This window comes from Paenibacillus brevis (genome assembly GCF_018919145.1).
Taxonomy (GTDB): domain Bacteria; phylum Bacillota; class Bacilli; order Paenibacillales; family Paenibacillaceae; genus Fontibacillus; species Fontibacillus brevis.
The window spans coordinates 24,215-48,651 of sequence record NZ_JAHLQJ010000006.1 but is presented as its reverse complement, the minus strand read 5'-3'; the positions used below and the strand labels follow the sequence as shown (position 1 = coordinate 48,651).

Genomic DNA, 24,437 nt, shown 5'->3' with positions numbered 1-24,437 from the left:
GTATTCCCTGCTGACGAGGCTGATGTCTATGGCTATGCTATCGCTTCAATATTTAGTTAAACACCACTGTTTTATTCTGATGAACAAGGATCCGGTCTTCGATATGCCATTTGACGGCACGCGCCAGAACCACACGCTCAATCGTGCGCCCGATCCGCTTTAACTCGTTGACGTCATCCCCGTGGCTAACCCGCTGCACGTCCTGTTCAATAATCGGTCCGCCGTCCAGCTCTTCGGTGACATAATGTGCCGTAGCGCCGATAATCTTCACACCGCGGTTATAAGCTTGAGCATAGGGCTTGCCGCCGACAAAAGCCGGAAGGAAGGAGTGATGGATATTAATGATCCGGTTCCGGTACGGCTCGATCAGGGCCGGAGATACAATTTGCATGTAGCGGGCCAGAATGATCAGATCCACTTGACCATTTACCAGTTCCAGCTGCTGTTTCTCCGCTTCAGCCTTCGTCTCCGGTGTAACCGGAATATAATGATAAGTAATGCCGAATGATTCGACATATTCCTTCATATCCGGGTGGTTGCTGACCACCATTGTAATTTCCGCATCAAGATCACCAGCCTGCCATTGCCAGAGCAGTTCAACAAGACAATGATCCTCCTTGGACACGAAAATCGCTAACTTCTTCTTATGACTCAACGGATAAAGCTGCCATTTCATCTCGAACTTGTCCGCAATCTCGGCGAAATCCTGCTGTAAGCCTGCAATGCGCAACTCCAGCTGAGGCAGATCAAACTCGACCCGCATGAAGAACATGCCGCCTTCCGGGTCCATCGTATACTGATCAGACTGCACGATATTAGCGCCATGTTGATAAAGGAAATGTGATACCGCAGCTACGATCCCGGGTCCGTCCGGACAGGATATCAGCATTCTTGCCCGGTTTTGTTCATAAGGTTTAGCTGGCTTCAAAGCCGCCTTGATATGAGTGTCCATCTCTCCAAGCCCCCTGATCTCTATCTTCTAAGTATAGATAAGTTGAACTTCTGAATTTTACGTTCTGAGGCCAACGTAGCTTTTATAGTTCAACTTATATAGCGTTACTCCCCTGAAGCAAGCCAAGCGACCAAGCGCTGATTGATCTGCTCCTCTGCATAATCCGGGAACAAGCCGGCAGCCAGAACCAGATCGTACAGTCTTTCCAGAGGCTCACGAGGATCGGCCTTTTTCGCCTTCGCGTCCGATTTGAGCAAATTCCACGTATCGAGCACAAAGGAACGAGGATAGATTCCTTGTCCTGCAAAGAATTCCTTCAATTGCTCAATCTCGGACAGGATGCTCTCTCCGAACCGTTCGGCAACATTGCCGCGAAGTAAGGCAATCTCCATCTCATACATCGGCCGCTGTGTCTTCGCATCCTTTCCGATCCAAGGCGTCTCCAGAATAAATGGACGTCCTTGCAAAGCTTCATGATGCACAATGCGGTTAATGGCTTCAAAGCCGATCCAGCCGCTGCCGATCGGGGTGTGCCGGTCCTTGCCGGAGCCAATCGGGTTCTTGCTGTCATTAATGTGCACTATGGCCAGCCTGTCCAGCCCAATAAGCTCATCGAATTTCCGCAGCACGCCATCAAGATCATTGACGATATCATAACCGGCATCATGGATATGGCAGGTATCCATGCAAATCGTTAAACGCTCATTATGCTCTACCTTGTTGATCATAGCCGCGATTTCCTCGAAGCTGCGCCCCATCTCCGTGCCTTTGCCGGCCATTGTCTCCAAAGCGATATTCACATCCGTCTCAGCCGTACCGTTCAGAACGGCATTCAATCCTTCCGCAATACGGTCTATTCCGTATCCGGCATCCATATCCGTAAAAGCGCCCGGATGAAGCACGATGTTTCTTACACCGAGGGCATGAGTCCGGCGAATCTCTTCCTGCAAGAAATCAACAGCGAGTTGATAAGTCGCCGGTTTGTAAGAGCCCAAATTAATAATGTACGGTGCATGAACGACGATTTCTTCTATGCCGGCAGCTTCCATCGCCAGCTTGCCTTCCGCAATATTCATGGCTTCGATCGGTTTGCGCCGGGTATTCTGAGGCGCACCGGTATAAATCATGAATGAGCTAGAACCGTAGCTTGCTGCTTCCGCAGTCGCACTAAGCAGTCCTTTATCTGAAAAAGATACATGGGATCCAATTTTCAGCATGTTAATCCCCCTTTTGGACATTAAATCGCTAAACAAACCTATTTTAGCCTGAAAGCTGAAATAAATAAAGAAATAAGGTATAATTCTAACCAAATTGATCATCAAATGTACTTATTGAGGTGATTTCCATGCTTAAGCATTCCCTTGCATACAGCCTTTCGAACGGACCAAGTAATCTATTCCTGAACAGCATTGTTTTTTGGGCCTTCCTTCTGCTCGGCATGATGTGCATTGGCGGCTTCTTTATGTTCCGCAAGTTTCTGAAGGTGCTTCCCAAGGCCGACGGGCGGTCGAAGCTCGACTGGCAGAACCATTGGGTAGAGAGCAGCCGTCATTTATGGACAGAGGACGCCAAGGCCTTCCTTAATCAACTCGTCCAGCCGGTTCCCAGCGCATTCAGAGACATTGCCAAGCACTCCATTGCTGCCGAGATCGGACGCATCGCTCTGGAGGATCAGGCGTCGGAAGTAACGCGTGATCACTGCATTAAAGGATACATTGTAGCCACGCCAAGACGAGACAATAAATTCCTCGTCCGGTTTCTGGAGAAGAATCAAATTGACTATCAGCCCTATAAGCACCTTATCAATAAATAAAGCATACAAGTTGAACGAAGCCATTATTAAGGCAGAATTCCGCTCATAAAGTCGAACGCTACGCTGTATGCTTCCGAAGTAGCTTTCTTGCAGAAAGCTTGTAACACTTCACATTTATGCCCTTTCTACGCAGCTTTTTTAGTTCAACTTATATAGAAGCATTCTAATTCATCAAAAGAACGATGAATAAGGGCGATTCCCTCGGCTGATGTCAGCCGGGGGATCGCCTTTTTTATATGCTAGATGTGTTGAGAGTAAGCCTGCGAATGAATTCCTCCCCGATATATTCTGCAACTCCTTATAGCATGTATATTAAGAAGTCATTTACAACACCCCTTAAGTTCGTATATTATAGAATTATAATTTAGTTCTATAAATATAGAACAAATAAGAGGGTGAACTATAGTGTCAGAATCTTTTTTGCTTGAAGTTGATTTTGCCCCAGCACACGAATGTGCCACCAGTTTGCAGGCTTATTTGAGAAAAGCTAATCACAAAGCGCTAGAGTCAGGGGCCGGCTGGATCAAGGAAATGAATTTGCTCCTGCCGCCTGAAGTGCGGGCTCGACTAGGGAATCATCCTGAAATTGAAAATTTTGACTTCCAGTTGTTTGTGTCCTGCTGTCCCGGTCCACGTACTCCAGAAGCATTTATCGGATGGCTTAGATCACTGAACCCCGGCGAATTGTATGAGCGGATGGCTTCAACCGGTGAAGCTGTGCCGCCCAATCTGGGAGAACTGCGCGATGCAGCGGCAGATGCTCTCGAAGATTGGAACACATACTGCTTCAGCCAGGTGAAGCCCGAGATACTGGATGGACTGAACCGTGAAGCAGAACGGGTGAGACAGTTAATCTCCCGACTGCCTGCGGATGAACTGTATGAGCAGCTTACAAACGGAATGGCGTTGCATCCGAAGGAGGCTGGGCAGCGGGTTCTGCTTATTCCGCAACACCATATGCGGCCCTATAACAACTCCAGCTTCTATCCGAATCTTGCAATTACATCCTATCCGTGCGACGCTGTCCTGTCGGAAGCGGATTTTCCGCCGCCGCTTCTCAGTCGTATGACACGGGCTCTCTCCGATGATTCCCGCCTTCGCATTTTACACTACCTGCGCAATAATCCGGAGGCAAGCTTCTCGGAAATTGTGAAGCATATCGGCATCTCCAAGAGCACCATTCATTATCATCTGGTACTGCTGCGCGCTGCAGGATTTGTGAAGGTTCACGTCTATCCTCGTTCAACCCAGTACAGCCTGCGCCCTTCTGGCATTACCGCCTTGACCTCGCAGCTGAGCAGTTATCTGCAACTGCAACAGGATACAGAGGACCGACTTGAGGAAAAGGGATGAGACGGCTCAGGTTTGCGTGGTTGCTCGGAGCCGCTTTTTTTACTACGCTCGGGGACGCCTTCGGGCTGCTTGCCATGGAATGGATGGTATATGATCTGACAGGCTCGAAGCTGTCAATGGGTGCACTTGCCCTCTGTGCAGGCATACCTGAGCTGGTCATACGTTTGGTTGGCGCTCCGCTCACTGACCGCATAAACAGAGGAAGGCTGTTGATTGTGCTCGCCGCAATCAAGGCCAGTGCCGCTGTTCTTCCTCTATTAGCAGCGACTCTGGGCTCGCTCCAGGTCTGGCACCTATTCATAACAGCAGGAGTTCTGGGCGCTTGCTCCGCACTGTACCTTCCTGCGGCATCCGCCGCTCTGCCCAGCATAGCACCGAAAGGGATATTGGTCCGTGCCTTCGCGATCATGGAGGGCTGCCGCGGAGCAGCTGCCCTATTGGGTCCTTCACTCGCCGGAGGAGCAACCGCACTCTACGGCTCGCTCTATGCGCTGGGGATCAACGCCGTCATCTACGGCGTAGCAATCGGACTGCTATTCATGATTCCGAAGGCCTCCTTTGTCATACAGAAGGAGGTCAAAGGGGACAACAGCACTGGATATGTACACGAGCTGTTACAGGGTTTTTCATTTTTTAAGCAATACCGTCCGATTCTGCTCGTAATGCTGCTTGTCTCGATCAGCAATATGGGCTCTGCTGCCGTATGGACGATGATGGTTCCTTATGGGACGGAGATTTTACAACAAGGACCAGCCGCGATCGGGCTATTGACGACCTTCTCGTCGCTGGGCGCGCTGCTCGGCGTTGCGTCAGTAGCTATGGTGGGTGATCTGCACAGAAGGAGTATGTGGATGCCCGGGAGTCTTGCTGTCATCGGGCTGCTGACGCTGCTGCTCGGTTTCACAAGCTCATATGGCGGTGCGATTGTGCTAGTGTCGTTAAGCGGCGCAGCGGCGCCGTTCTTTTCCTCGCTCAGCTCAGCATTGTACGGAAGGCTTGTGCCCGAAGAGATGCAGGGGCGTGTCAATTCGATTCGCTATCTGATCGGCGGCTCGCTACATCCGGTTGGCGGGGGACTTGGGGGCGTTATCGGTCAAAGCTATGGTATTCCGGCGTTGTTTGCAGGCGTAGGGATCGTATCCCTAGTCTGCTCTGTTTCGGCTTTCTTCTCGCCATCGCTGCGGATGCTGAATGGGCCGCTTGAGGAGGTAGCAGACAGATTTGCTGTCGACCATTCTTGTAATGAGACCAGGGCGGCGACGAGCGGGCATGCATAGTGTATTATCATGCAAAGCCAGGTTAATGTAATTCAGTCAATTTACATTTATTTCAATGAAGCTCTATCCGCAATTTGGTAAACTAGGTTGGCTGGAGCGATGACGAACTTCAACTCTTCGTCCAACTTACATTCAGACATTACGAATTAAAGGAGTTTGTTATGAGAAAGCTGCTTCTGACCTCCATGGCTTCTATTTTTCTTTCTGTGGCTTTGGTAACGCCAGCATTTGCGGGCTTTAAGGATGTCGATGGGAATGCAAGTTATAATTGGGCCAAACCATCGATTGATGTCATGAACGAACGCGGCGTACTAACAGGTTATCCTGACGGTACTTTCCGTCCCGCCATGTCTGTTACCAAGGCCCAATTTACGGTCATGGTATACCGCCTCTTCCCTCTGCTGCATCATCCCGATCCTCAGGCCATCTCCGGTGTGCCCGAGAATCATTGGGCCAGCAAGGAATTTTCCGAGCTGTACAGTACGACTTGGCCGATTTACGCCGCCGATGAGCAGGATTTCAACAGCGATTTGGAATATGCCTACAAGCCGGACAAACAAATGACCCGTTGGGAAGTAATGATGACATTAGACGCGCTGTTCACACGGATGGATGGTCTGAATTTCGATTTACTTTCTGCACCGGAGGTATCGAATCAGCTATCAGCTATTAAAGATATTCCAGTAACGAAATATGCGTCCTACGATGCGTATGAGCAAAAAAATCTGCCCTTGTCCCTGATGAGTCCGAAGATGGACATGACAGGAAATAATACCGACACGGACTGGGCCACCGAGCTGGACTATTCAAAAGCATCTGCACTGTACCGATTCGTAAAGCATGGCATTATTACCCCTAATTCAAACGGTTATTTTTACCCAAATAAACCTGTTAGCCGTGCAGAAATCGTAACGATTCTGAATCGCATGCTGACCGTGGTTGGAGAAGATTACGCATATATCGGGGATAAGGAAGAAGAAGCCCTTTCGGGTTCATACCTGCGTCCGGGAGGAGAAAACGGCTTTGGCGGCACCCTCCAATCCAACGCTATTTATGAGACCATTGTTTTGGCGGAATCGCCTGAGTGGGCGAAGCATCCCGGAACCAAGCTTGAACATGTGAGAATTCGGATTCAATCCAATTATCCCATGGATGTATTCGTCACGATCAATGGAGAGACGACTAAATACACCTACGAGCAATTCAGCAATAACTCCACGATCACCTTAAGCGCACGCGGTGCCGGGTTTATCGATGTCGAAGGCAAAGCTCGCTTTCCCGAGCAGCTTGACGAAGACGGGTATTATCCGGTCATGATTTTTGTCGGAGACCCGGATTTTGACTATTCGGAATATTACGATGAGTGGCTTTTTGAATAAAGCTTCTGACCGATATTCTAATCATTTTGTATTTATAAAGGGCCTTATTCCCGCGATGCAGCGGAGATAAGGCCTTTTTTTGCGGAATTAAATTTTTGATTTGGACTGCAAATACAGGAAATAAGGCGCCCCAACATGGATTATCCATGCTTAATAGAATCATATTCCGTTACGCTATTAGCAGCGTGTACTTGCTCCCCGCAATCGAGAACGTATCGCCAGGACTCAGAGGGTACTCCTTATAGGGGGCCATTAGCTCCTCTCCGAGTACCGTGCCGTTCCTTGATCCCAGATCCTTAAGCGTACAGCCTGTGGTCTTGACCATCAATTCAACATGAGCGCGTGATACGCCCGGCGTATTATCGATGTATTGAGCAATCTCCTCGGACCTTCCAATGACGAAGCTTCCCTTGGACAGCGTAATCGTCTCACCTCCTGATGAACCGCGGCTGGTACGCTCAAGAGAATAGGCGGCAGCACCGATCTTATGTTCTTTATCCAGTCCGCTCCTTGAAAGCAACACAGTCTGAGGCGGCCGGACGATGAGCTCCGGAGGATTTTTCTCAATTTCTTTACGTACCTGGACTTCCTCTTGAACCGTGACCGGCTTTTCATCCCTTACCCAATTGCTTAGCAGCGACAATTCATCCTCATCTAGTGGATACCGGTATGCACCCAAGCCGTTATTCTGCTCTGCTTGCTCTTCTTGTTCTACGTTTTTATGTATTCCGATTTTGGGAAGAGGCAGCTTGAAGCCAATTCGGCTTAGCAGGATTCCCCCTGTCAAGAGCAGCGTTCCTAGCAGACTTATCCATAATGATCCGGTCCCCGGATGATCCAGATATACGAATTTCCAAAGCATAGCCGCAGCCAATACAGTTCCAAGGACAATATAAGTTTTCACCGACGAGGATTGCGGCCCCCGCTCGTATTCTTCTTCCTCTCCCTCATCGGAAAACATCGGGGCTTTCGGCATCTTCCATTGTGGCGCCACGGGCATCCTCCACTCTGGAGACGGAGAGACAGCCGGAGACTGTGCCTGTTCAGCAGCCCGAGCCAAAGAAGATATATAACTATCATTTAAAAGCAAATAAGTTCTTAGTCTTTTGAATAAAAATATCATTTATGGTAACATTTAATAAATTATAATAGGAGGGATTGATATCACTATTATTTGGCAAAATGTCGTGCTACAATTGGTGATATTAGGGATTATAATCGCCCTATGTACGTTAATTATCAAAAGAAAAAAGAGAAAATGAGGCTGGGACAAACCTCCCTAGAGAGAAAGGCTGGGTGGATCCCAGCCCTCCGGGTAGAAGGATCACCAACTTGTAACCCAAATCCCCACAGAACCCTGCGTGGTGGTTTCCCGCGCCGGGATCCTCAGAACTGGCTTTAGGCATCGCGTTTGTCTCCAATCGGTTGTTATGGGATGAAGATTTTCGGTCGTATTAGTGGAAACACTGAACACAATCGCTGGTATTTTTTCTAGGTTACTTAGCTCTTTCAGCTTCGTCTTCTGAGCACTTTCCTCCAAGTAGGTGACAGCTGTAGCGTAGACTTGCTCAGATACCTCATGTTGCCTGCCATTCCATAATAGGCATAATGTCCTTACAATATTCGGTTCATCCTCTTTGTCTGGACCTTAAGCAGTTCATGGTGCATTCTTCTCAATGGATTCCGGCATGTTTCCTATACTTTGCTTCAGTCAATTCTTCTCTGTCTTTATCCCAACCATGAAATTCCCTTGCCGGTTTGCTGCGCATTCAGTAATAGGGCGATCCGGCTTCTTCCATTTTCTTTGGCTATGTTTGCTCGCAAATCTTCCAAACTCGATTAATCTGGTTTTACTCGGTTCAATCCTATTTTTAAGCGTTTGCTGACAACCCTTTCCGGATAGCCGGGGTACCGAGCGGACGTTTCTATCGGGGTTTCCCCTTCCTTAGGAATAAGAGGTTTCGTCTGACTGTCATCGGTCTATACGTGCCCTCTTTCAGTACTTCGTGCAATCGTTCACGTTCATCTTCTGCTACTTCTTGGAATTTCGGGATAGCAACTTTGTCGATTCCTCCGTTTGCTCTCACCGATTCTCACTCCATTTCCAAGTTTGCTCAGTGATACCTCTTGTTGATTAATGAATGAACTTGTCGTCTGTGTCTTCTTCATTCGTTCGGTATACTCCTCCTGCAAGTTCTGGGTCTTTCACGTAGGGAACTATCCTTTCCTTGCCGACTACTCACGAAGCTCAATTCAGTTCCAGTCTCCATAAATTGGCTGCCTTCCGTTTCACCTTTTGAATGGGTGGAAGCCAGCCGCACCAGGGAGATTGGTCAGTAAGTTTCTAAGTCAAAGCGGACGCATAGCGAGAAGTTGGAGAACTGCATATTACTTTAGAACGGATGAACAAACAATCTCTGGAGCGAAGCGATGCTGAAATTTACTGATTTTCCGCAAGTTCAAAGACCTGCTTGCCTAAGCTCGACAGCATACCGACTATCTATCTGGTGCTGAAACCCAAAACAGTTGTGATTAGTTGGGGGCAGGCGTCATGCCTGGAGCAGAAAATGATTTTAGAGCAAGTTCATATTGCGAATCAATTCCATGTTAATAGTTATGTCATTGCAAGTGTCCAGAAAGTCTGTACGTCGGTTCAGCAGCCCATATCTTAAGGGCAAAGGTGACCTTGAAAGAATCATCAACTGCTGAATCCCCTCGCCGACTGCCTACCTGAAAGAACAGAGCTGAGTTAACACTGTTCACCTTCTCTAGCTGTAATTGAAGTGCATAAAAATAGAAGGAAACTTTTATCGGTGATATGACTGTTCATCGAATATATGCATTGCCTGTCCGAGATTACTCACTGGCTCAAGCAAAGCGAGAAAATAGACCATTAGAGCATAGCAAAACACCTTGAAAACAATGCACAATTGGCAGATTAAGATCGTAAATTACCATCATTGTCATTGACCAACGGAACCTTAGAAGGGCGGCACAATCGTATTTAGGCTTACCAGCATTTTTACTACTTTACTCGTAATAGGAAGTGCTACAAAGCTGGTATTTTAATTGAATATAATCGACTACATTTTCGGAGTCTAAAAGTTCAAACGCTAAGTTTTAGAATGAGCCTTTCCATAAAACCAAATTATCACAAGTGAAATGGTTGAAAAAAAATATATTATAGTATAAAATGGTAATGTAAGGAAAAAAATATAATTGGAGGGAATTATCCTTGAAAAGAATTTTAAGCACTTTCATCGTCGTAATCTCTTTATCACTAGTAATGTCCCCATCAATTTTTGCAAATCCGTCTCCACAATCACAGATTAATGATGAAGAAATAAAATTATTACATTCACAAACATATGACCTTGTCATTCAAGGTAAAGAAGATGCAGTTGAATCACTGCCTTTGGTAAAGAAATACAAAGAGATTTTTGAACAAAACCCTGAGCTTTATATTGAATATCTCAGCAAATTGGACATTTATAACAATGAACAGATCAATAATCATGTTGATAATGTTCACACATATACTGTTGAGGGAAATAGAGTAACAAGAATGCCTGATGGAAGTTTTATTATTCAACATCAATCTTTGAAAAATGATGAAGGCGTTGAAATTAAGCCCCAACCTATTACTGACGATATCCGATTGATGGATATACTTCAGGATACAGGGTGGCAAAAATATACTAATCCCTCGGGGCATAACTTTACAAACGACGCTAGACATGACTTTTGGGGTGTATGGAAGACCCAGGAGCTTCATTTAGTTACTAAAGGAAAAATTTCTATGAGTGATATTGAAATTACTAGCACAAGCACTGTTGGTACAAATGCATGGTTCCCAGGAAAGATTGAGTCTCAATCCTCAAGTGTTATTACAAATAATTCAAAAAATGTTAAAAGTTCTGGAGAGTATACTATTACAGGAATAATAAAAGAAATAACTTACAGTAAAACAATTGGCATTACCACTGAGCTTAGATGGGATGGCCTTTCTAGTAGAGATGTAAAATACAGTATTCGAAGCGTTGTAGAGGGCTCATTGTAATCTTTTACTGAATTACTTGGTTTTTAATGAAGAGTAAGGTCTAATCATAAGAAGACACTCATACCTGATCGGTCTGAGTTGTCTTCTTTTTCATTTTCTGTTGTACTCTTCGGTTATCTTCATTATTTATTTAAAATCTTCATCAAATATGACCCTCGCTCTTTGTAGTCGCATATCATACAGCTCCGAGGATGTAACTACGTCCTACTCGTGCTTAAGCTTGTTACTACTTAGGTCATCATTGAATAGCAAAATGAAATTGATGCTGCAAAGCAGACGTTAGGGAAGATAAGATGGGGAGATTCTGTTTACAGAGAGTTGAAATGAAGCTGCCCCCTTCCCAAGTGCGAAAGGTCCCAGAGATTTTCTGCTTCACTTTAACCATACGAATATTGCTCTTCTGCTTGATTGACTTTTCGTGGGACCATATGGTCAGCTTTTGAACATGTACATTACGGTATCCTTATTGCACAAGAATCATCTTCCTTTTTCTATATACTTTATGCGATGAGCAAATTGAGTTTGCTACAAATTTAATTTTCGTTTTTGATTGTGTTATAGGGGATTATCCATTTCGGAGAAATCCTTTTTTAAGCTTGCATTCCCGCGGCTCGGATTTCTTGATTAGTGGCTTTAATTGTTTTGCCGTCATTCTTATCCCTTGTAGTAATTCCATGCTGATCAATCTCGAGGAACGACTTAGAATCTTATTGTCTTTTTTCGTCCACATATGTTTATTCGTTTTCTATAAGAAGTTGTGAGCTGGTTTGGTTATCAGCACCTCCTACTCTATCAGAATCATGTGAATAATCTTAGTACCTACTTTTAGAAACGATCACATTTGATCATTTTACTTGAGAAGTTGCGATCGCAATTCTTTCATTATTTACGCTTTCAATTTGTCAGGGGAAATACAGACTATCTATCCACAGCGTGTACTTGCTCCCCGCAATCGAGAACGTATCGCCGGGGCTCAGAGGGTACTCCTTATAGGGGGCCATTAGCTCCTCTCCGAGTACCGTGCCGTTCCTTGATCCCAGATCCTTAAGCGTACAGCCTGTGGTCTTGACCATCAATTCAACATGAGCGCGTGATACGCCCGGCGTATTATCGATGTATTGAGCAATCTCCTCGGACCTTCCAATGACGAAGCTTCCCTTGGACAGCGTAATCGTCTCACCTCCTGATGAACCGCGGCTGGTACGCTCAAGAGAATAGGCGGCAGCACCGATCTTATGTTCTTTATCCAGTCCGCTCCTTGAAAGCAACACAGTCTGAGGCGGCCGGACGATGAGCTCCGGAGGATTTTTCTCAATTTCTTTACGTACCTGGACTTCCTCTTGAACCGTGACCGGCTTTTCATCCCTTACCCAATTGCTTAGCAGCGACAATTCATCCTCATCTAGTGGATACCGGTATGCACCCAAGCCGTTATTCTGCTCTGCTTGCTCTTCTTGTTCTACGTTTTTATGTATTCCGATTTTGGGAAGAGGCAGCTTGAAGCCAATTCGGCTTAGCAGGATTCCCCCTGTCAAGAGCAGCGTTCCTAGCAGACTTATCCATAATGATCCGGTCCCCGGATGATCCAGATATACGAATTTCCAAAGCATAGCCGCAGCCAATACAGTTCCAAGGACAATATAAGTTTTCACCGACGAGGATTGCGGCCCCCGCTCGTATTCTTCTTCCTCTCCCTCATCGGAAAACATCGGGGCTTTCGGCATCTTCCATTGTGGCGCCACGGGCATCCTCCACTCTGGAGACGGAGAGACAACCGGAGACTGTGCCTGTTCTTCATTCGTTCTAACATATTCCTTAACCTTGAATTGGGCTTCAATCTTATTGGGCTCGGGCTGCTGCGGGCCCGTATCGGTTATGAAATTACTGATCAATTGTCTTGTCTCTGCCAGGGTGAATCGATCATCAGAGCACCAGCGAAGCAGCTTCTGAATACCGTTTCCATTCATATTATCCACGCATGCCATAATTTTGGTAACCAGCTTTAAAAACACCTGGGGCAGCGGCTCTTCCCTGATCGCCTGCTTCAAAGGCACATACGTGAAGTGTAATACCGCCAAGGATAAAGGCTCTTCCACAAAAATATAGTCCTCGTCCAAATAAAACTGATCCGGTGAAAGCATATACTGCCTACTCTCTTCCAGCACGGTCACAATTTGCAGCAGGAGACTGTAGAACTCCGTCAATTCCAGCTTGTCCTGTCTCAGGCATTGGGACAGCATCTTTTTGCCTGTAATATTATATTGAAGACTTACATCATCATCGACCTCGCGAACGATAAACGGAAGCAAATGAGGGATTGCCACAGAAGACAGCATCATGCGTTGAACACGATTCATCTGTGCTCCCTTCAAAGGCTCCTTGCCGGTCAAGTGCATAAATATACCGTCATCTCTGGTAAAGTCGGTCAGCAGTACCACAGTTCATACACCTCGATCCTACTAATATAAGGTAACGGTCAGAATGGCTCCCGGCAGGACTGCCAGCATGAATGGAATCCGGAGTTGACTCTTGCCAGCAATCCGAAGAGGATCAATACTGCGCAGCATAAGGGCAGAAAAGATACGTGCAAACAGAGCTCTGATCCGGGAAAACATCTCTCTTCTAAACAACAAGACAACCAAACCGATTAATCCTGCGGCCATCACAGAATAGAACAAAATCTGCAGGGTAAGCAGTGTGCCCGTCCAAGCGCCAATCCCTGCAAAAAGCTTGACATCTCCTCCGCCGACCGCTCCGCACCAATACATCAGAAGCATCAAGCCGAAGCCTGCCCCAGCTCCTTGGAGTGAAAACCACCCTCCGGGCCAACCATTTTGGAGCAGATGAGCAACTATGCCTGTTACCAGCCCGCTAATCGTAATCCAATTTGGAATTTTCATAGATTTGATGTCCGTAGCAAATGCCGTTCCTAACATGATGAAGCATCCGATATATTCCCATGACAGATTCATATTCTATCATTCCTCCTATTCTTTGGATCGTGGGCTCTCGACATGGAACTGCTCTGTGGTCCGAACTCCATCTTCTGTTGCAATGACGAAAGTCCATTCCCCAGGAGTGGTATTGCCTCCTACGAGCCAATTCCATGAAATGATTCCATCCTCGTCTGCCTTGGCTTCCCCTAAATACTTAGCTTGGCTGACCCCGCTCTTGTAATAAACAGTCATCGTTGCAGCCGATCCTGGCTTGACTAATGCTTTCACTTCAGCCCTGTGGCCTGCATAAGCCGGATTTGGCTTGGATAGTACCTTGGCCGCAGTCCCTGTATCTGACTCGCCATCTGAATTCTTGTTACCCAGCTCATCTGTATCTCCAATCCACAACCGTTCCTCTGCCCGAGCCTGAATCCGAATCGATTGCCCGGTAAAAGGAACCTTGATCGGCAGCACATAGCTGACCTCCAGCCCAAAGTACGGGGTCTTTCCTGTCCGCAAGTCCGGAATCGTAACTCTGCTTACATGTAATCTGTCTTCATTTAAGGAGGCCGTCTGCAGAAATGGACTCAGGAGCGGCTTGATAACAGGGTCCAGAACCGCCTCTGCAGCATTTCCCTTAAGGTCTTGAAGGGGGGCTTCGCCCTTCTTCACAGCTGCCTGAACCCACTCCGATACCGGAGAAGGCAGCTTGGAGGCATACTGTGACGACCATTCTGATAGAGAAAAGTCATAGATGCGTTCAAGCGATAACGATTTGTTCGTGCTCACACTTTGATCCTCCTCCATCCGGGAAGAAGCAACTGCAAGCGCGACCGGATAGATATGTGCTGATACTTGTCTGACCGCATTCGATGTCACAGCATGCAGTTGGGTAGCGACAAGGGTCATTTGAATCATATAGATAAACAAGAACAGCACCATCACGAACATAGGCATAACCAGGGTCGCTTCCAGTACAATGCTTCCGCGCACTTCGCCCAGGGATCTAGTATGAAAAGTCTGCTTGTTTCTCCGCATAATATCTTGTCCCTTCCACTTTACCCTTCAGAATCCCCGTATTCCCCATCAGACTTGCTATTCCAGGGAGGAACCATAGCGGAATAGCCGTCGTCAGCTTGGCACTCACATAGGTTTCCCTCTCATCAACAGGCACCCCGGTATTCAGGCGAATAACAGCCAGCATACGTGACAACCGAGACTTGCCAGGACCATGAAGCATTAGAAATATACGCAAGTGATCCCTATAGGTCAGCTTGACCTTCAGATAATCACTTAGCTCCAGATATCCGTCCTTCGTCAGTGAGATCATGTCCTTAATAGCGTGTTCTACGCCGTAGAGAAGCGCTCCAGCCACAATCAGCAACGGGTTCCCGTTCTTCGAGTTTTTGAGCAGCCCCTCCATCGTCCGAATCGCCAGACGCATCGCGAAAATCTCCCCGTACGCGGCGGCAATATTGCCTTGGGGAGAATGAAATCCATAGAGAATATATTCAATCTCCTGGCTCTCCACGGAGAAATCTGCAGCGCCAGATGGACCAGACTCTCCCCCCGAGGAGTCGATCGTTCCCTGAAGCTCCTTCAAATTGAAATGATTGAAATAGCCTGTTATGTATTCTGCTTGAAAAAGATTGTCCGACATACTGTCCATCAGTGCTGCAATTCCACCATAGAAGGAATCCATTCCGCCCATCGCCGCTCCTCCGGCTTCATATGGATCACTCTTGATGCCGTTCTTTCGCGCATTATCGCTATCCTCAGCTTGATTCATATCTTTGTTCGCCTTGTAAAAGGACTCTAGCAGATCAAACTGCTCCTGATTCTGCTGCGATTCCTCCTTCAGATTATCAATTCGGCCAAGAAGCCCTTTAGCTTCATCCAGTTTATCCTCGGCCTTCTTTTCGGTCTCTTTGCGTTCCTTGTCTGATCCGCGGTACTCTTCGATGATTGCATTGATTCGCTGCAGACGGTTTCCAGATCCGGCATCAACAAATTCAGTCAAGTACTTATCAGCTTCTTTTCTCGCATGTTCAACCGCAGAATGAAGTGCCGACTCTGAAGCCGACGCAGACAGAACCGAGCCTTCCATAGATAAAAATGCGCTTGCAGCGCCTGATAACGAAATGATCCGCTCAGTCTGCGCCTCAATTCCCGCTGAAATATCATTCAATAATGAATCAGAAAGCAGCAGCTTGCGGCTTTGAGCACGAAGCGGAGCGATTTCTTCTTTTCCGGAGACCGGTAAACCCTCACCGCTTCCCACCTTGTTATAAGCCTCCTGCTCAGGACGTTGCTCCGCCTTCTCGATCAGAAGCAGCATTTCCGCATTCAAGCTTCTAATTTCTTGCAAGAGCTCCTTTGACTTAGAAAGCACAACATTATGAAGCTGCTTTGCAGCATTATTACGGTCATTCATCTCGCTAAACAGAAGCGAAGCCGACTGCTGGTACCGGCTAATTTCCAAAGCATAACTATCATCTTCTTCCTGTTCTCCTCCTGAATGCTCAGAAGCTTCTCTGCGTGCCCGCTCAGCCTCAATCATCGAGACATAATTGCTGTACCCTGACACCAGTTGCTCCGCAGTTGAAAAGCCTGATTGACTGCTGCCGGAACCTGAACCGGTTCTTGGAAGCAAGGCAGCCAACTGAGCTGCTGACTGAGCCGCTGAGGCTTGTCCGTTCAGCAATTCATCCAGCTTGGCTTCTCGACGGTCGTACAGCTTCTGCAGCTTTCCAAGTAAATCTACCGTGTTGGAAGCCTCCTTCATCGCCTCCGACATCGGCTTAAAGCGATTAATAATATCGATAGAGAAGTCAATCGGGGCACGATACTTCATCTGTTCCCGAATCTGCTGTTCAAACACTTCATATTTACCAAGCTGCCGCCCCAGCTCTACTGTAGATTCATCCAGCCGAACATCCACAATCGGAAAGGAGTCGCTTCGCCTCATATAGTTCAGCTGGTCGCTCAGCACCTTGGACATAAGGTAATTCTCATCTGTTTCACCAAAGGCAAATAAGCCGTATCGCTCCAGAAGTATCGGATCGTAAGCCGAGAGCACAGAACGTGATGCAGAGCGCACCAGCAGCTCTGTCTTTGCCTGCAGCGCCGACATTCTGGCAAAATCAATGAAAATGGCAACAAAGGCAAATACCGCAGCAAAGATCATAATCAAAAATACGGATACACTGCCTGCCTCGGGATGATTTCTCCATCTTTTCAATAACGTCACCTCCAAGCGCTTGGAACGGATCACTCATTTCCCGTAAGCTTCGAGCGCTTTCCCTGCCTCCGAGGGATTCATTCCACCGTCTCCGCGCTCTTTAAATCTGCCGCCATAATATCGAGCCAGCTCTACTGTCCTGATCCATTCCACCGGATCGACAACATAGGCCTCGGAAATGCCGATTTGCCTCAGTGAGCCGATGACTCGCTCCAAGGCCGGAAAGGGGACGAATCGGTTCAGCGAGACGCTTACCTTTCGCAGCAGCAATTGATTCTGGTATTCCACACTCCCTTCAAGCCCTGCCGGAATTTCTGTACCAACTCTAAGCAGCTTCGTGATCGCAAGAGAATCTTTGCTGTTCCCTTCGACCGGTAATTGCAACTCCGCCGCATCCACCTTCCCTCCGAGTCCGAAAATCGCCTCAAGCATCCGATCCTCGGTCAAACGCCAGTAGAGTTGATCGCGTTCACCGGCTTCAAAGGAGCCATCCCTTATCCCGCGGTGGCTGTTATCCCATACATAGGCGCTTCGTTCCGCTGCCACGACAGCAACATGACTGAGAATACTCTGTTGATAGAAATACAAGCAGAAGAACAGAAGCAGAAACAGGGATACAAATATTACCGGCATGACCAGGGAAGCTTCAAGCGTAAAGCTTCCCTCACAATCCCGACGCAGCTTACTCATTTACCTTCCATGAAGTCCTCGGTCTGAGACTTCGCCTTGCCCATCAGACTCGTAATCATCTCCTTAAGCTGAGACCGGAAAATGATTGCAATAATAACAATGACGGCAATAATCAGGATCATCTCCAGCATGCCAAGACCGTCCTCATTTCCCCAAAAGCTCTTTACTTTCCCTTGAATTTGCATCCACATATCCATTCGCTCCTATTCATGAATTAAATTAAGTTAAGTTATAAATTCATCATCATAAATGCCGGGGCTCCTACGAGAATGACCACCACCAAAAACAGGAGCACCATCGGAAATATCAATTTCGAAGAGGCTTGCTCTCCGAGTGTCTTGCATATCGCCTTCCTCCGCTCCCATAACGATCTGGACACGTCCATCAGGGCGAGCACAAAATCATTGCCTCCTCTTCGGAAATTAAGCAGGACGGCTGTTGCGAATGCAGAAATCTCCTGGATGCCGCAGCGTCTGGAGAAGCCCTCCATCGCCTGTTGAAATGAATACCCCCCGTCCCATTCCCGCTGCATCTGTCTCAGTTCTCTATACAAAGGATGCTTACAATCCTCTCCTTTCCGTTCAATACTCGTCCGGATCGCCTGCTGCACAGTTGATCCTGCACCGACCAGCAAAATTATCTTGTTAAGCAGCTCCGGCAATTCCAGCAGCATCTCTTGCTCCCGCCGAACGACTTTTTTGTGCAAATCATGAATCAGTGCAGCAGGCAGCAGGAAAGCAAGCATCGTGCCGATAATCAGTCCATCCGATTTCTGAGCCAACAATGACATCAGACAGCCCAATGTAAGCAGCAGCCAAGCATAAGACAGCATTTCAGCTAAAAATAATAAGGTGTGTTCTCCGCCTCGTCTGCCTCCGCTAATTTTTGTAATCGAGCGCTGAATTTTATAGAAGAAAATAGGAAGTCTCCGTGAGACGGCTATCTGATCCAATAAATACAACATGGGTGGAGCAATGGCCTGAAGGCGGATCCCCTCCAGTTCAGCAGGCTTGCCAGCCGTATATCTTGGCCGGGATACAGCGAAGAGTGCTATCCAGCCTACCGATAAGAGCCCAAATAATATTCCAGCCAGAATGAGCATACCTAGCCTCCTTATAGGCGGATATCCATCATACGCAGAATCATCCAGGAGCAGCCTGCGTACATCAGAAGAGCTATCGCAGAAATAAGGAGTCCTCCCCCGCTATGCAGGGGCTCCATATAATCCGGTGAGCTGACATCCATAAAGATCAGAAATAACACAGGTGCCGCCAGCATTGCTTTGGACTCAAACCTCTTCTGGGCAAGCATGACTCCGATCTCCTGGGTAATCTCCAGCTTCTCGCTGATAATAGAAGAAGTTCGTCTTACGATTTCGATGAGGTCGCCTCCGGAGCGTTTACAGGTTGTGAACACATCCGCAAAATTGCGTATGTCTTCAAGATCTGCACGTTGGCTAAAGTCTTGCAATGCCTCTTCGATAGGTTGACCATACTGCATTCTGGCGCAGATAATCTCCAACTCGCGGATCAAGTCATTGCCCCCGTCCGGATACAACAGCTCAAGATCGTTGATCGCCTCACGAAATCCATTCTCCACAGAGCGCCCGGCGGCTAATGAGGAAGACAGCGAATACAGCGCCTGTTTGAAATGAAGACCTAATGCTTCGCGTCTTCTGCGCAGCAAATATTGGCTCCAGTACTTTGGAAGAAGCACCGTGCCTCCGACAAGAACAAAAGCTATCATAACCGAATGGAAAAACACATAGCCAATGCCGTACAGTAATAAACCGCCCACCAATAAACAGGCCGCTCTTTGCCGATTACTGAGCGTATACTGCCGATAGTCAGGAAGGGGTGAAGCACCTTGCGGCTGCTTTTTGGCTTCGTTTAGTTGTCTCAGCACCCTTTTAGTCCATGCCATGTGCGCTTGCCTCCTCAGATAGGGCCGTTACATCGGCAGCAATCCCTGCCATGCTCAGCTTCTCGGTTCGAAGCATCGTTCCCGTTCGCTCCAGAACCCCTATCAATTTCCCCTCTTCCTCACCCAATTCTTTGAATTGATACAATCGGTTCAGAACCACCTCCCCATCCTCCATGCCGATGACCTCAGAGATTTCCATGACTCGTCTGCTTCGGTCACGGAGCCTGGACAAATGGATAAAAATATCGATCGCCGAAGCAATTTGCTTCCTTACAACCCCAATCGGCAAATCAGCGCCACTCAACACCATGGTCTCCAGACGGCTGATCATATCTGCTGTATTGTTCGCATGCCCAGTGGATAAGCTGCCGTCATGGCCAGTGTTCATCGCCTGGAGCATATCAAGCGCCTCGGCCCCCCGAACCTCCCCGACAATAATTCGGTTAGGGCGCATCCGGAGGGAGGAGCGGATCAGGTCTCTGACCGTAACTTCCCCTTTGCCTTCGGTATTCGCATTCCGCGTCTCTAAGGAGACCAGGTTAGGGACTGTTACGATCTGCAGCTCTGCGGAGTCCTCAATCGTAATGACCCGTTCATCCGAAGGGATGTATTGGGACAGAGCATTCAAAAACGTGGTTTTCCCGGATCCGGTTCCCCCGCTGATAAAAATATTGAATTTGCCGTAAATCAGCTTCTTTAACCATTCAGCGGTATCTGTGTCCAGCGAGCCCTTAGCCACAAGATCATCCATAGATAACGGCCGCTCGGGAAATTTCCGGATCGTCATGGCCGGTCCTTTAAGTGAAATCGGCGGAAGTACAATATTGACCCGGGAGCCATCCTTCAACCGGGCATCGACAATTGGTGACGACTCATTGACAACCCGGTTCACATTCGACACGATGCTCTGAATAATATCCTCCAGCCGTCCCCTTGATTCAAACTGCGCAGTAAGCTGCCGGATAGCTCCTGCTTGCTCTATAAAAATCTCCTCATGACCATTGATCATAATCTCCGTGATGGTTCGGTCATCGATCAGAGGCTGCAGTACATCAAGCCCTCGGAAAGAATCGTACAGCCTGCGCACCCATTTTCGCTTCGCTGTTGAAGTCAGCTCCGTTAACCGTTCATCTCCAAGAACATACCGCTCGATATGCTCCATTAGCTGGTCATCCTGCATAGTAGATGTCACATCAAGTCCAGAGCGAATCTCTCGGCGCAGTGTCAGGAAGAGCTCATCTTCGAGCATGCCGGGCTCTCCCTTCCACCAGGAGCCGTCCGGTTCTCATTCTCGTGAAGCAATCTGCTCAATTTCATCACATCTCGTTGATATGCGGGCGCCTGCCGCTGACCTTCAGCATATCCAGTAAGGCCATTCCACGCTGAAATCCAGGGCAGTACGGCCGAAATCGGGATGTTTCTTTCAGGAAGAGAACGGGGGACTTCTTCTGTCGTGCGATTGGCAACAAACAGCGACTTTCCTATAATCCCGTTGTATAGCCCCGGGTTGGTTCGTTCCAGAAATACCAGCCATTTTACCGTCTTGTCCAATATGATCTGGTTCTCACCGACAATCCAAAGAAGCTGGTCTGCCCGTTCCATCACGGTCTCTATACGAAAATCAGGAATGGAATCCGTATCAACAATTACAGCATCATAACTCCGGCTCTCAATAATGAATTCGAGCAATGCTACAACATCACTTCGCTCCAACTCCTTCATCTCGTTCAGGTTATACAATGCCGGAAAGGCGTCGCCCCTCAAGAAAGCATTTCTATATACATAGTGACTAATTGGATGACGGGGCTTCTGATGCTTCTCCCCTGATGCCTTCAAGTCATATAACAGCCGAGCCAAACCCGGGCGTCCCTCAGCCTCGACCTCCTCTCTTCCGTCACTTGAAATATTTGACTGAAGTGATTCAAGACTGATGTAAATTACATGCTTTCCCTCGGATGCGAACTGTCTGGCAAGCTGGATAGAGACTGTTGTCTTCCCGCTTCCTCCTGCTGCCGATATGACTCCGATCAGTTTTGTCTTCCCCTCATTCCCAACCGTCTCTCTTCTGCCCCGGATCATCTCCTCAATCTCTGCCAGCAAACGGCTTAATGGCTGGTACTTCGATACCCCTAGGCCTGATCTAACTTCCCGATCGGAATATCCTCCTTCCCGGAGCTCAATCCATGGAGCCCCCTCCCGCAGCTTCCCTTGCCAGCCCTCCCGAAACGATGTCTCTCCAAGAACGGCATCCATCTCATCGGGCTCATTCTCAATATATTTCCATAGTGCTTCCTTCCGGCTGAAAGCGGTCACCACCAACCGTCTTTCAAACTCACTACAACGGATATATTGAAGAAACGGTTCAATGTAATCCTCTTCTGTTGCGGCTAAAACAAGCCTGATTGGCTGCATCGCCCGCCTCACCTCCTCCCGGAACCAAAAAAAGCACCGCCCACGAACCGATGACTCGGTAGGTGGACGGTGCTTCCGTTCCGGTATTCCTTAAATTTACAGTTAGAATATCATAATAACGTTATTCAGACAAGTCCCTATTCAAATCACACCTGAACAAAAGCAATGACTGGCGAATGAAGCATGGATATCTCTTCCATAATTTGATATATTCAGGTCAAAGGAGTAAAGGAGGTCGAAGGAATTGTCTAGAAATTCACCAGAACAGATTAATTCTAAGTCTGTTGCCTCGTTAATCTTGGGAATTTTATCTTTGGTCATACCGCTTTTTGGATTTTTCCTTGCGATAGCAGCAATCATACTGTCAAGGCAATCTATTAATGAAATGTCAAGTTCATACAGTCAAGGAAAAGGGTTGTCGATCGCAGGAAGAGTATGCGGAGCTTTAGCATTGGCTGGCTATTGTGTCCTATTCTTGTACCTTGCCAAGTATTGGTTTTAAGAATCATCTCTATAAAATAAAAAAAGCACCACTTATAAAACGTTTCCGCTAAATAAGGGGTGCTTCTTCCTCTGATGTGCATCAAATTATTTTAATAAAAGTTCCGGGTTAAACCATAGTGGATTTTGCTTTTTTTCATTGACCAAGGCTTTAATTTCATTAAACCATTTCTTGCTGCTACCACCGAAAACCAAAGTATTTGAGGAACCGGTACCAAAGCCTTTTTCAACTTCAACATGCCCGGTGGAGAGAATTCTGTACTCTAAGGTTAAATTTGTATCTGAAATAAACTCAACTCGCAAATAAAAAGTTTCACTCGTATAATTTCTTGCTGGCCCAATGTCAGGAATTAATTTTATGACTGTCCTGTCTTTCAAGAGCTCTACCACTTCAAAAATTTCTTGCTCATCCGTGGTTTTAATATGTTGAATTGTTGACATTCCTTTACCGGGAATAATTTCATAAAGTTCTATAACTGCTTCTTTAATATGTTCATGTTTATAATAACTGCTTGTGTACATGTAACCGCTATATAAACCATAAATCAACAGTCCCAAAATTAGCAAACTCACTATTAATATAATGTTTTTTTTCATATTAAATCGCGTTGAATACTACACCCCCATACTTGTAATTACTAAAACGCTCAGTAACCCCTCCTTGAACATACCACTGCCATGCCTTTTCGTCACCCTTATTGTAATTTGGCAACGTTTTTGATACGACAGGAGTGTCTTGATCATTTATCAAACCGTATCCTTGGACAAGACGGTAATTTTGCCAATACACACTACCGCTCTCACTGGCGTATCCAAAAGCCCATACATTTTTTATGCCATCATTTATTTGTATATAGGTATTCTTTTTGGCTACAGTCTGATTAAACACCGCAAAATGTGTAATATCTGATGTAGCAGGAACTTGCGTAGGTATGGCCGTTAAAAAAATTTTTGACATACTCCAAGAATCTAAAGTATAAGAATCCAGTGCTTTATCAATATAGTAATTAACGGTTCCTGTAATAATTTTTTTTACATAATCGGCCCATTTTTCTTTTGTTGTCTTCCCAATTTCCGATGGATTGCTAGAACTCACGTATACTACGACTTCTTCACGATACAACTTGTTTTTGTACCCTACATATTCTCTAGTGGTTGAGCCACCTACAGCTGATAGACTGACCGCTGGTACAAATAAACTAATTTCTCCCGAGGCAAGTTCACCATTTTGGACTTTTCCAGCAAATTCACGAATATCATTAGCGGTTTCTGGTAGCACGTCATAATCATTAATAGTTAATTCCACTTCAGCACTATTATTTGGATCAATAGTGACCTTTTGTAAGGGTATCTTAGATTCACTCATAATGGATTGTTCTAACTTAACCTTTTCCTGCAACTGCTTTGTATCGACACCATTACTTACAGGAGAAGCATAAGATATTCCAGAATATACAAAGAATGAACAAGCGAATATTATAGATAAGATTTTTTTCATAATAATCTCCCTCTAATTATATTTTTGCTTGATGAAATATTCATAGGAATAGTTTATGGTGGATTGAAGGCTGGCCAGCTTCAATTGACACTAAAGTTAAGAATAAGTCAATTTGAGTCAGACTTTCTCTATAATTTATTTACAATCCAACTCTACAATATTATAAAGATGTAAAATTTACATAATAGTAATAAAATGGTTACAACTGATACATTATATGGAATTATAGTTATTTCCGTGTCCATTTCACATTTCGTGTTAGTTTACTAAGGAAATACAAAGATATTCAAGGTTTTAGAAATGAAAGTAGAGGCCATCGGCCTCTACTTTCATTTCTATATTTATCCAAATAATATATAATCAAATATGTACGTTATGGGCTATAATCAACAATGTTCAAAA

Annotated in this window: 21 protein-coding genes; 6 read left to right on the top strand and 15 right to left on the bottom strand. The window is 46.5% G+C overall.

What is annotated here, in order from left to right; genetic code table 11:
* Nucleotides 1–52: 52 nt before the first annotated feature.
* A complete protein-coding gene (gene purU / locus KQJ23_RS08280) occupies nt 53–952 on the bottom strand; it encodes a formyltetrahydrofolate deformylase (RefSeq protein ID WP_216478375.1) in 900 nt (299 codons plus the stop codon).
* 104 nt (nt 953–1,056) lie between these two features.
* On the bottom strand, nt 1,057–2,169 hold the full coding sequence (locus KQJ23_RS08275) for a deoxyribonuclease IV (protein WP_216478374.1): 1,113 nt from the start codon (nt 2,167–2,169) through the stop codon (nt 1,057–1,059).
* Nucleotides 2,170–2,297: 128 nt separating this feature from the next.
* On the opposite strand from KQJ23_RS08275, the gene KQJ23_RS08270 reads away from it, so the two are divergent.
* The 4 genes from KQJ23_RS08270 to KQJ23_RS08255 all read left to right on the top strand — a co-directional run bounded on the left by KQJ23_RS08270 (nt 2,298) and on the right by KQJ23_RS08255 (nt 6,774).
* Nucleotides 2,298–2,765 carry a DUF2621 domain-containing protein gene (locus KQJ23_RS08270; protein WP_216478373.1) on the top strand — a complete coding sequence of 156 codons (468 nt, stop codon included), beginning with the start codon at nt 2,298–2,300 and terminating at the stop codon, nt 2,763–2,765.
* Nucleotides 2,766–3,230: 465 nt separating this feature from the next.
* Complete coding sequence (locus KQJ23_RS08265; RefSeq protein ID WP_216478372.1) at nt 3,231–4,118, top strand: ArsR family transcriptional regulator; 888 nt, start codon at nt 3,231–3,233, stop codon at nt 4,116–4,118.
* A complete protein-coding gene (locus tag KQJ23_RS08260) occupies nt 4,115–5,395 on the top strand; it encodes an MFS transporter (protein ID WP_216478371.1) in 1,281 nt (426 codons plus the stop codon). Before KQJ23_RS08265 ends, KQJ23_RS08260 begins: the two co-directional genes overlap by 4 nt.
* Nucleotides 5,396–5,556: 161 nt before the next feature.
* Nucleotides 5,557–6,774, top strand: a complete 1,218-nt coding sequence (locus tag KQJ23_RS08255; protein WP_216478370.1) for an S-layer homology domain-containing protein — start codon at nt 5,557–5,559, stop codon at nt 6,772–6,774.
* Between the two features lie 169 nt (nt 6,775–6,943).
* On the opposite strand, the gene KQJ23_RS08250 is transcribed toward KQJ23_RS08255, so the two are convergent.
* Nucleotides 6,944–7,768: an FHA domain-containing protein gene (locus tag KQJ23_RS08250; RefSeq protein WP_216478369.1), complete on the bottom strand. Its 825-nt coding sequence runs from the start codon at nt 7,766–7,768 to the stop codon at nt 6,944–6,946.
* A 2,241-nt stretch (nt 7,769–10,009) separates the two neighbouring features.
* Between KQJ23_RS08250 and KQJ23_RS08245 the strand changes: the two genes are divergently transcribed.
* Complete coding sequence (locus KQJ23_RS08245; RefSeq protein WP_216478368.1) at nt 10,010–10,834, top strand: hypothetical protein; 825 nt, start codon at nt 10,010–10,012, stop codon at nt 10,832–10,834.
* 902 nt (nt 10,835–11,736) lie between these two features.
* Here the strand turns inward: KQJ23_RS08245 and KQJ23_RS08240 are convergent.
* From KQJ23_RS08240 to KQJ23_RS08195, 10 genes are read right to left on the bottom strand one after another with little or no spacing between them, the layout of a single operon-like run.
* Nucleotides 11,737–13,272, bottom strand: a complete 1,536-nt coding sequence (locus KQJ23_RS08240) for a DUF6382 domain-containing protein (RefSeq protein ID WP_216478367.1) — start codon at nt 13,270–13,272, stop codon at nt 11,737–11,739.
* Between the two features lie 21 nt (nt 13,273–13,293).
* On the bottom strand, nt 13,294–13,806 hold the full coding sequence (locus KQJ23_RS08235; RefSeq protein ID WP_216478366.1) for an A24 family peptidase: 513 nt from the start codon (nt 13,804–13,806) through the stop codon (nt 13,294–13,296).
* A 15-nt stretch (nt 13,807–13,821) separates the two neighbouring features.
* On the bottom strand, nt 13,822–14,808 hold the full coding sequence (locus KQJ23_RS08230) for a pilus assembly protein (RefSeq protein ID WP_216478365.1): 987 nt from the start codon (nt 14,806–14,808) through the stop codon (nt 13,822–13,824).
* Nucleotides 14,777–17,011 carry a hypothetical protein gene (locus tag KQJ23_RS08225; protein ID WP_249529609.1) on the bottom strand — a complete coding sequence of 745 codons (2,235 nt, stop codon included), beginning with the start codon at nt 17,009–17,011 and terminating at the stop codon, nt 14,777–14,779. The genes KQJ23_RS08230 and KQJ23_RS08225 overlap by 32 nt, the downstream gene beginning before the upstream one ends.
* 33 nt (nt 17,012–17,044) lie before the next feature.
* Nucleotides 17,045–17,701, bottom strand: a complete 657-nt coding sequence (locus KQJ23_RS08220) for a TadE/TadG family type IV pilus assembly protein (RefSeq protein WP_216478364.1) — start codon at nt 17,699–17,701, stop codon at nt 17,045–17,047.
* The gene (locus KQJ23_RS08215) at nt 17,698–17,892 is read right to left on the bottom strand and encodes a Flp1 family type IVb pilin (protein ID WP_044477476.1); all 195 of its coding nucleotides are present in this window, start codon (nt 17,890–17,892) and stop codon (nt 17,698–17,700) included. The genes KQJ23_RS08220 and KQJ23_RS08215 overlap by 4 nt, the downstream gene beginning before the upstream one ends.
* 38 nt (nt 17,893–17,930) lie before the next feature.
* Nucleotides 17,931–18,803 carry a type II secretion system F family protein gene (locus KQJ23_RS08210; protein ID WP_216478363.1) on the bottom strand — a complete coding sequence of 291 codons (873 nt, stop codon included), beginning with the start codon at nt 18,801–18,803 and terminating at the stop codon, nt 17,931–17,933.
* 11 nt (nt 18,804–18,814) lie between these two features.
* Nucleotides 18,815–19,624, bottom strand: a complete 810-nt coding sequence (locus tag KQJ23_RS08205) for a type II secretion system F family protein (RefSeq protein ID WP_216478362.1) — start codon at nt 19,622–19,624, stop codon at nt 18,815–18,817.
* Nucleotides 19,611–20,873, bottom strand: coding sequence for a TadA family conjugal transfer-associated ATPase (locus tag KQJ23_RS08200; RefSeq protein WP_216478361.1), 1,263 nt, complete (start codon nt 20,871–20,873; stop codon nt 19,611–19,613). The genes KQJ23_RS08205 and KQJ23_RS08200 overlap by 14 nt, the downstream gene beginning before the upstream one ends.
* A complete protein-coding gene (locus tag KQJ23_RS08195) occupies nt 20,849–22,036 on the bottom strand; it encodes an AAA family ATPase (RefSeq protein ID WP_216478360.1) in 1,188 nt (395 codons plus the stop codon). The genes KQJ23_RS08200 and KQJ23_RS08195 overlap by 25 nt, the downstream gene beginning before the upstream one ends.
* A gap of 244 nt (nt 22,037–22,280) precedes the next feature.
* On the opposite strand from KQJ23_RS08195, the gene KQJ23_RS08190 reads away from it, so the two are divergent.
* Nucleotides 22,281–22,538 (top strand): DUF4190 domain-containing protein, encoded by a 258-nt coding sequence (locus KQJ23_RS08190; RefSeq protein ID WP_216478359.1) that lies wholly within the window; start codon nt 22,281–22,283, stop codon nt 22,536–22,538.
* 86 nt (nt 22,539–22,624) lie between these two features.
* Here KQJ23_RS08190 and KQJ23_RS08185 read toward each other — a convergent pair whose 3' ends face one another.
* A complete protein-coding gene (locus KQJ23_RS08185) occupies nt 22,625–23,134 on the bottom strand; it encodes a hypothetical protein (protein WP_216478358.1) in 510 nt (169 codons plus the stop codon).
* Nucleotide 23,135: 1 nt separating this feature from the next.
* Nucleotides 23,136–24,035, bottom strand: a complete 900-nt coding sequence (locus KQJ23_RS08180; RefSeq protein ID WP_216478357.1) for a hypothetical protein — start codon at nt 24,033–24,035, stop codon at nt 23,136–23,138.
* Between the last annotated feature and the right edge of the window lie 402 nt (nt 24,036–24,437).

What these genes read in the sequence shown, in the direction of transcription:
- purU (WP_216478375.1), bottom strand. Translation starts at nt 952, where the DNA reads ATGGACACTCATATCAAGGCGGCTTTGAAGCCAGCTAAACCTTATGAA.
- KQJ23_RS08275 (WP_216478374.1), bottom strand. Translation starts at nt 2,169, where the DNA reads ATGCTGAAAATTGGATCCCATGTATCTTTTTCAGATAAAGGACTGCTT.
- KQJ23_RS08270 (WP_216478373.1), top strand. Translation starts at nt 2,298, where the DNA reads ATGCTTAAGCATTCCCTTGCATACAGCCTTTCGAACGGACCAAGTAAT.
- KQJ23_RS08260 (WP_216478371.1), top strand. Translation starts at nt 4,115, where the DNA reads ATGAGACGGCTCAGGTTTGCGTGGTTGCTCGGAGCCGCTTTTTTTACT.
- KQJ23_RS08255 (WP_216478370.1), top strand. Translation starts at nt 5,557, where the DNA reads ATGAGAAAGCTGCTTCTGACCTCCATGGCTTCTATTTTTCTTTCTGTG.
- KQJ23_RS08235 (WP_216478366.1), bottom strand. Translation starts at nt 13,806, where the DNA reads ATGAATCTGTCATGGGAATATATCGGATGCTTCATCATGTTAGGAACG.
- KQJ23_RS08230 (WP_216478365.1), bottom strand. Translation starts at nt 14,808, where the DNA reads ATGCGGAGAAACAAGCAGACTTTTCATACTAGATCCCTGGGCGAAGTG.
- KQJ23_RS08220 (WP_216478364.1), bottom strand. Translation starts at nt 17,701, where the DNA reads ATGAGTAAGCTGCGTCGGGATTGTGAGGGAAGCTTTACGCTTGAAGCT.
- KQJ23_RS08215 (WP_044477476.1), bottom strand. Translation starts at nt 17,892, where the DNA reads ATGTGGATGCAAATTCAAGGGAAAGTAAAGAGCTTTTGGGGAAATGAG.
- KQJ23_RS08210 (WP_216478363.1), bottom strand. Translation starts at nt 18,803, where the DNA reads ATGCTCATTCTGGCTGGAATATTATTTGGGCTCTTATCGGTAGGCTGG.
- KQJ23_RS08205 (WP_216478362.1), bottom strand. Translation starts at nt 19,624, where the DNA reads ATGGCATGGACTAAAAGGGTGCTGAGACAACTAAACGAAGCCAAAAAG.
- KQJ23_RS08200 (WP_216478361.1), bottom strand. Translation starts at nt 20,873, where the DNA reads ATGCTCGAAGATGAGCTCTTCCTGACACTGCGCCGAGAGATTCGCTCT.
- KQJ23_RS08195 (WP_216478360.1), bottom strand. Translation starts at nt 22,036, where the DNA reads ATGCAGCCAATCAGGCTTGTTTTAGCCGCAACAGAAGAGGATTACATT.
- KQJ23_RS08185 (WP_216478358.1), bottom strand. Translation starts at nt 23,134, where the DNA reads ATGAAAAAAAACATTATATTAATAGTGAGTTTGCTAATTTTGGGACTG.
- KQJ23_RS08180 (WP_216478357.1), bottom strand. Translation starts at nt 24,035, where the DNA reads ATGAAAAAAATCTTATCTATAATATTCGCTTGTTCATTCTTTGTATAT.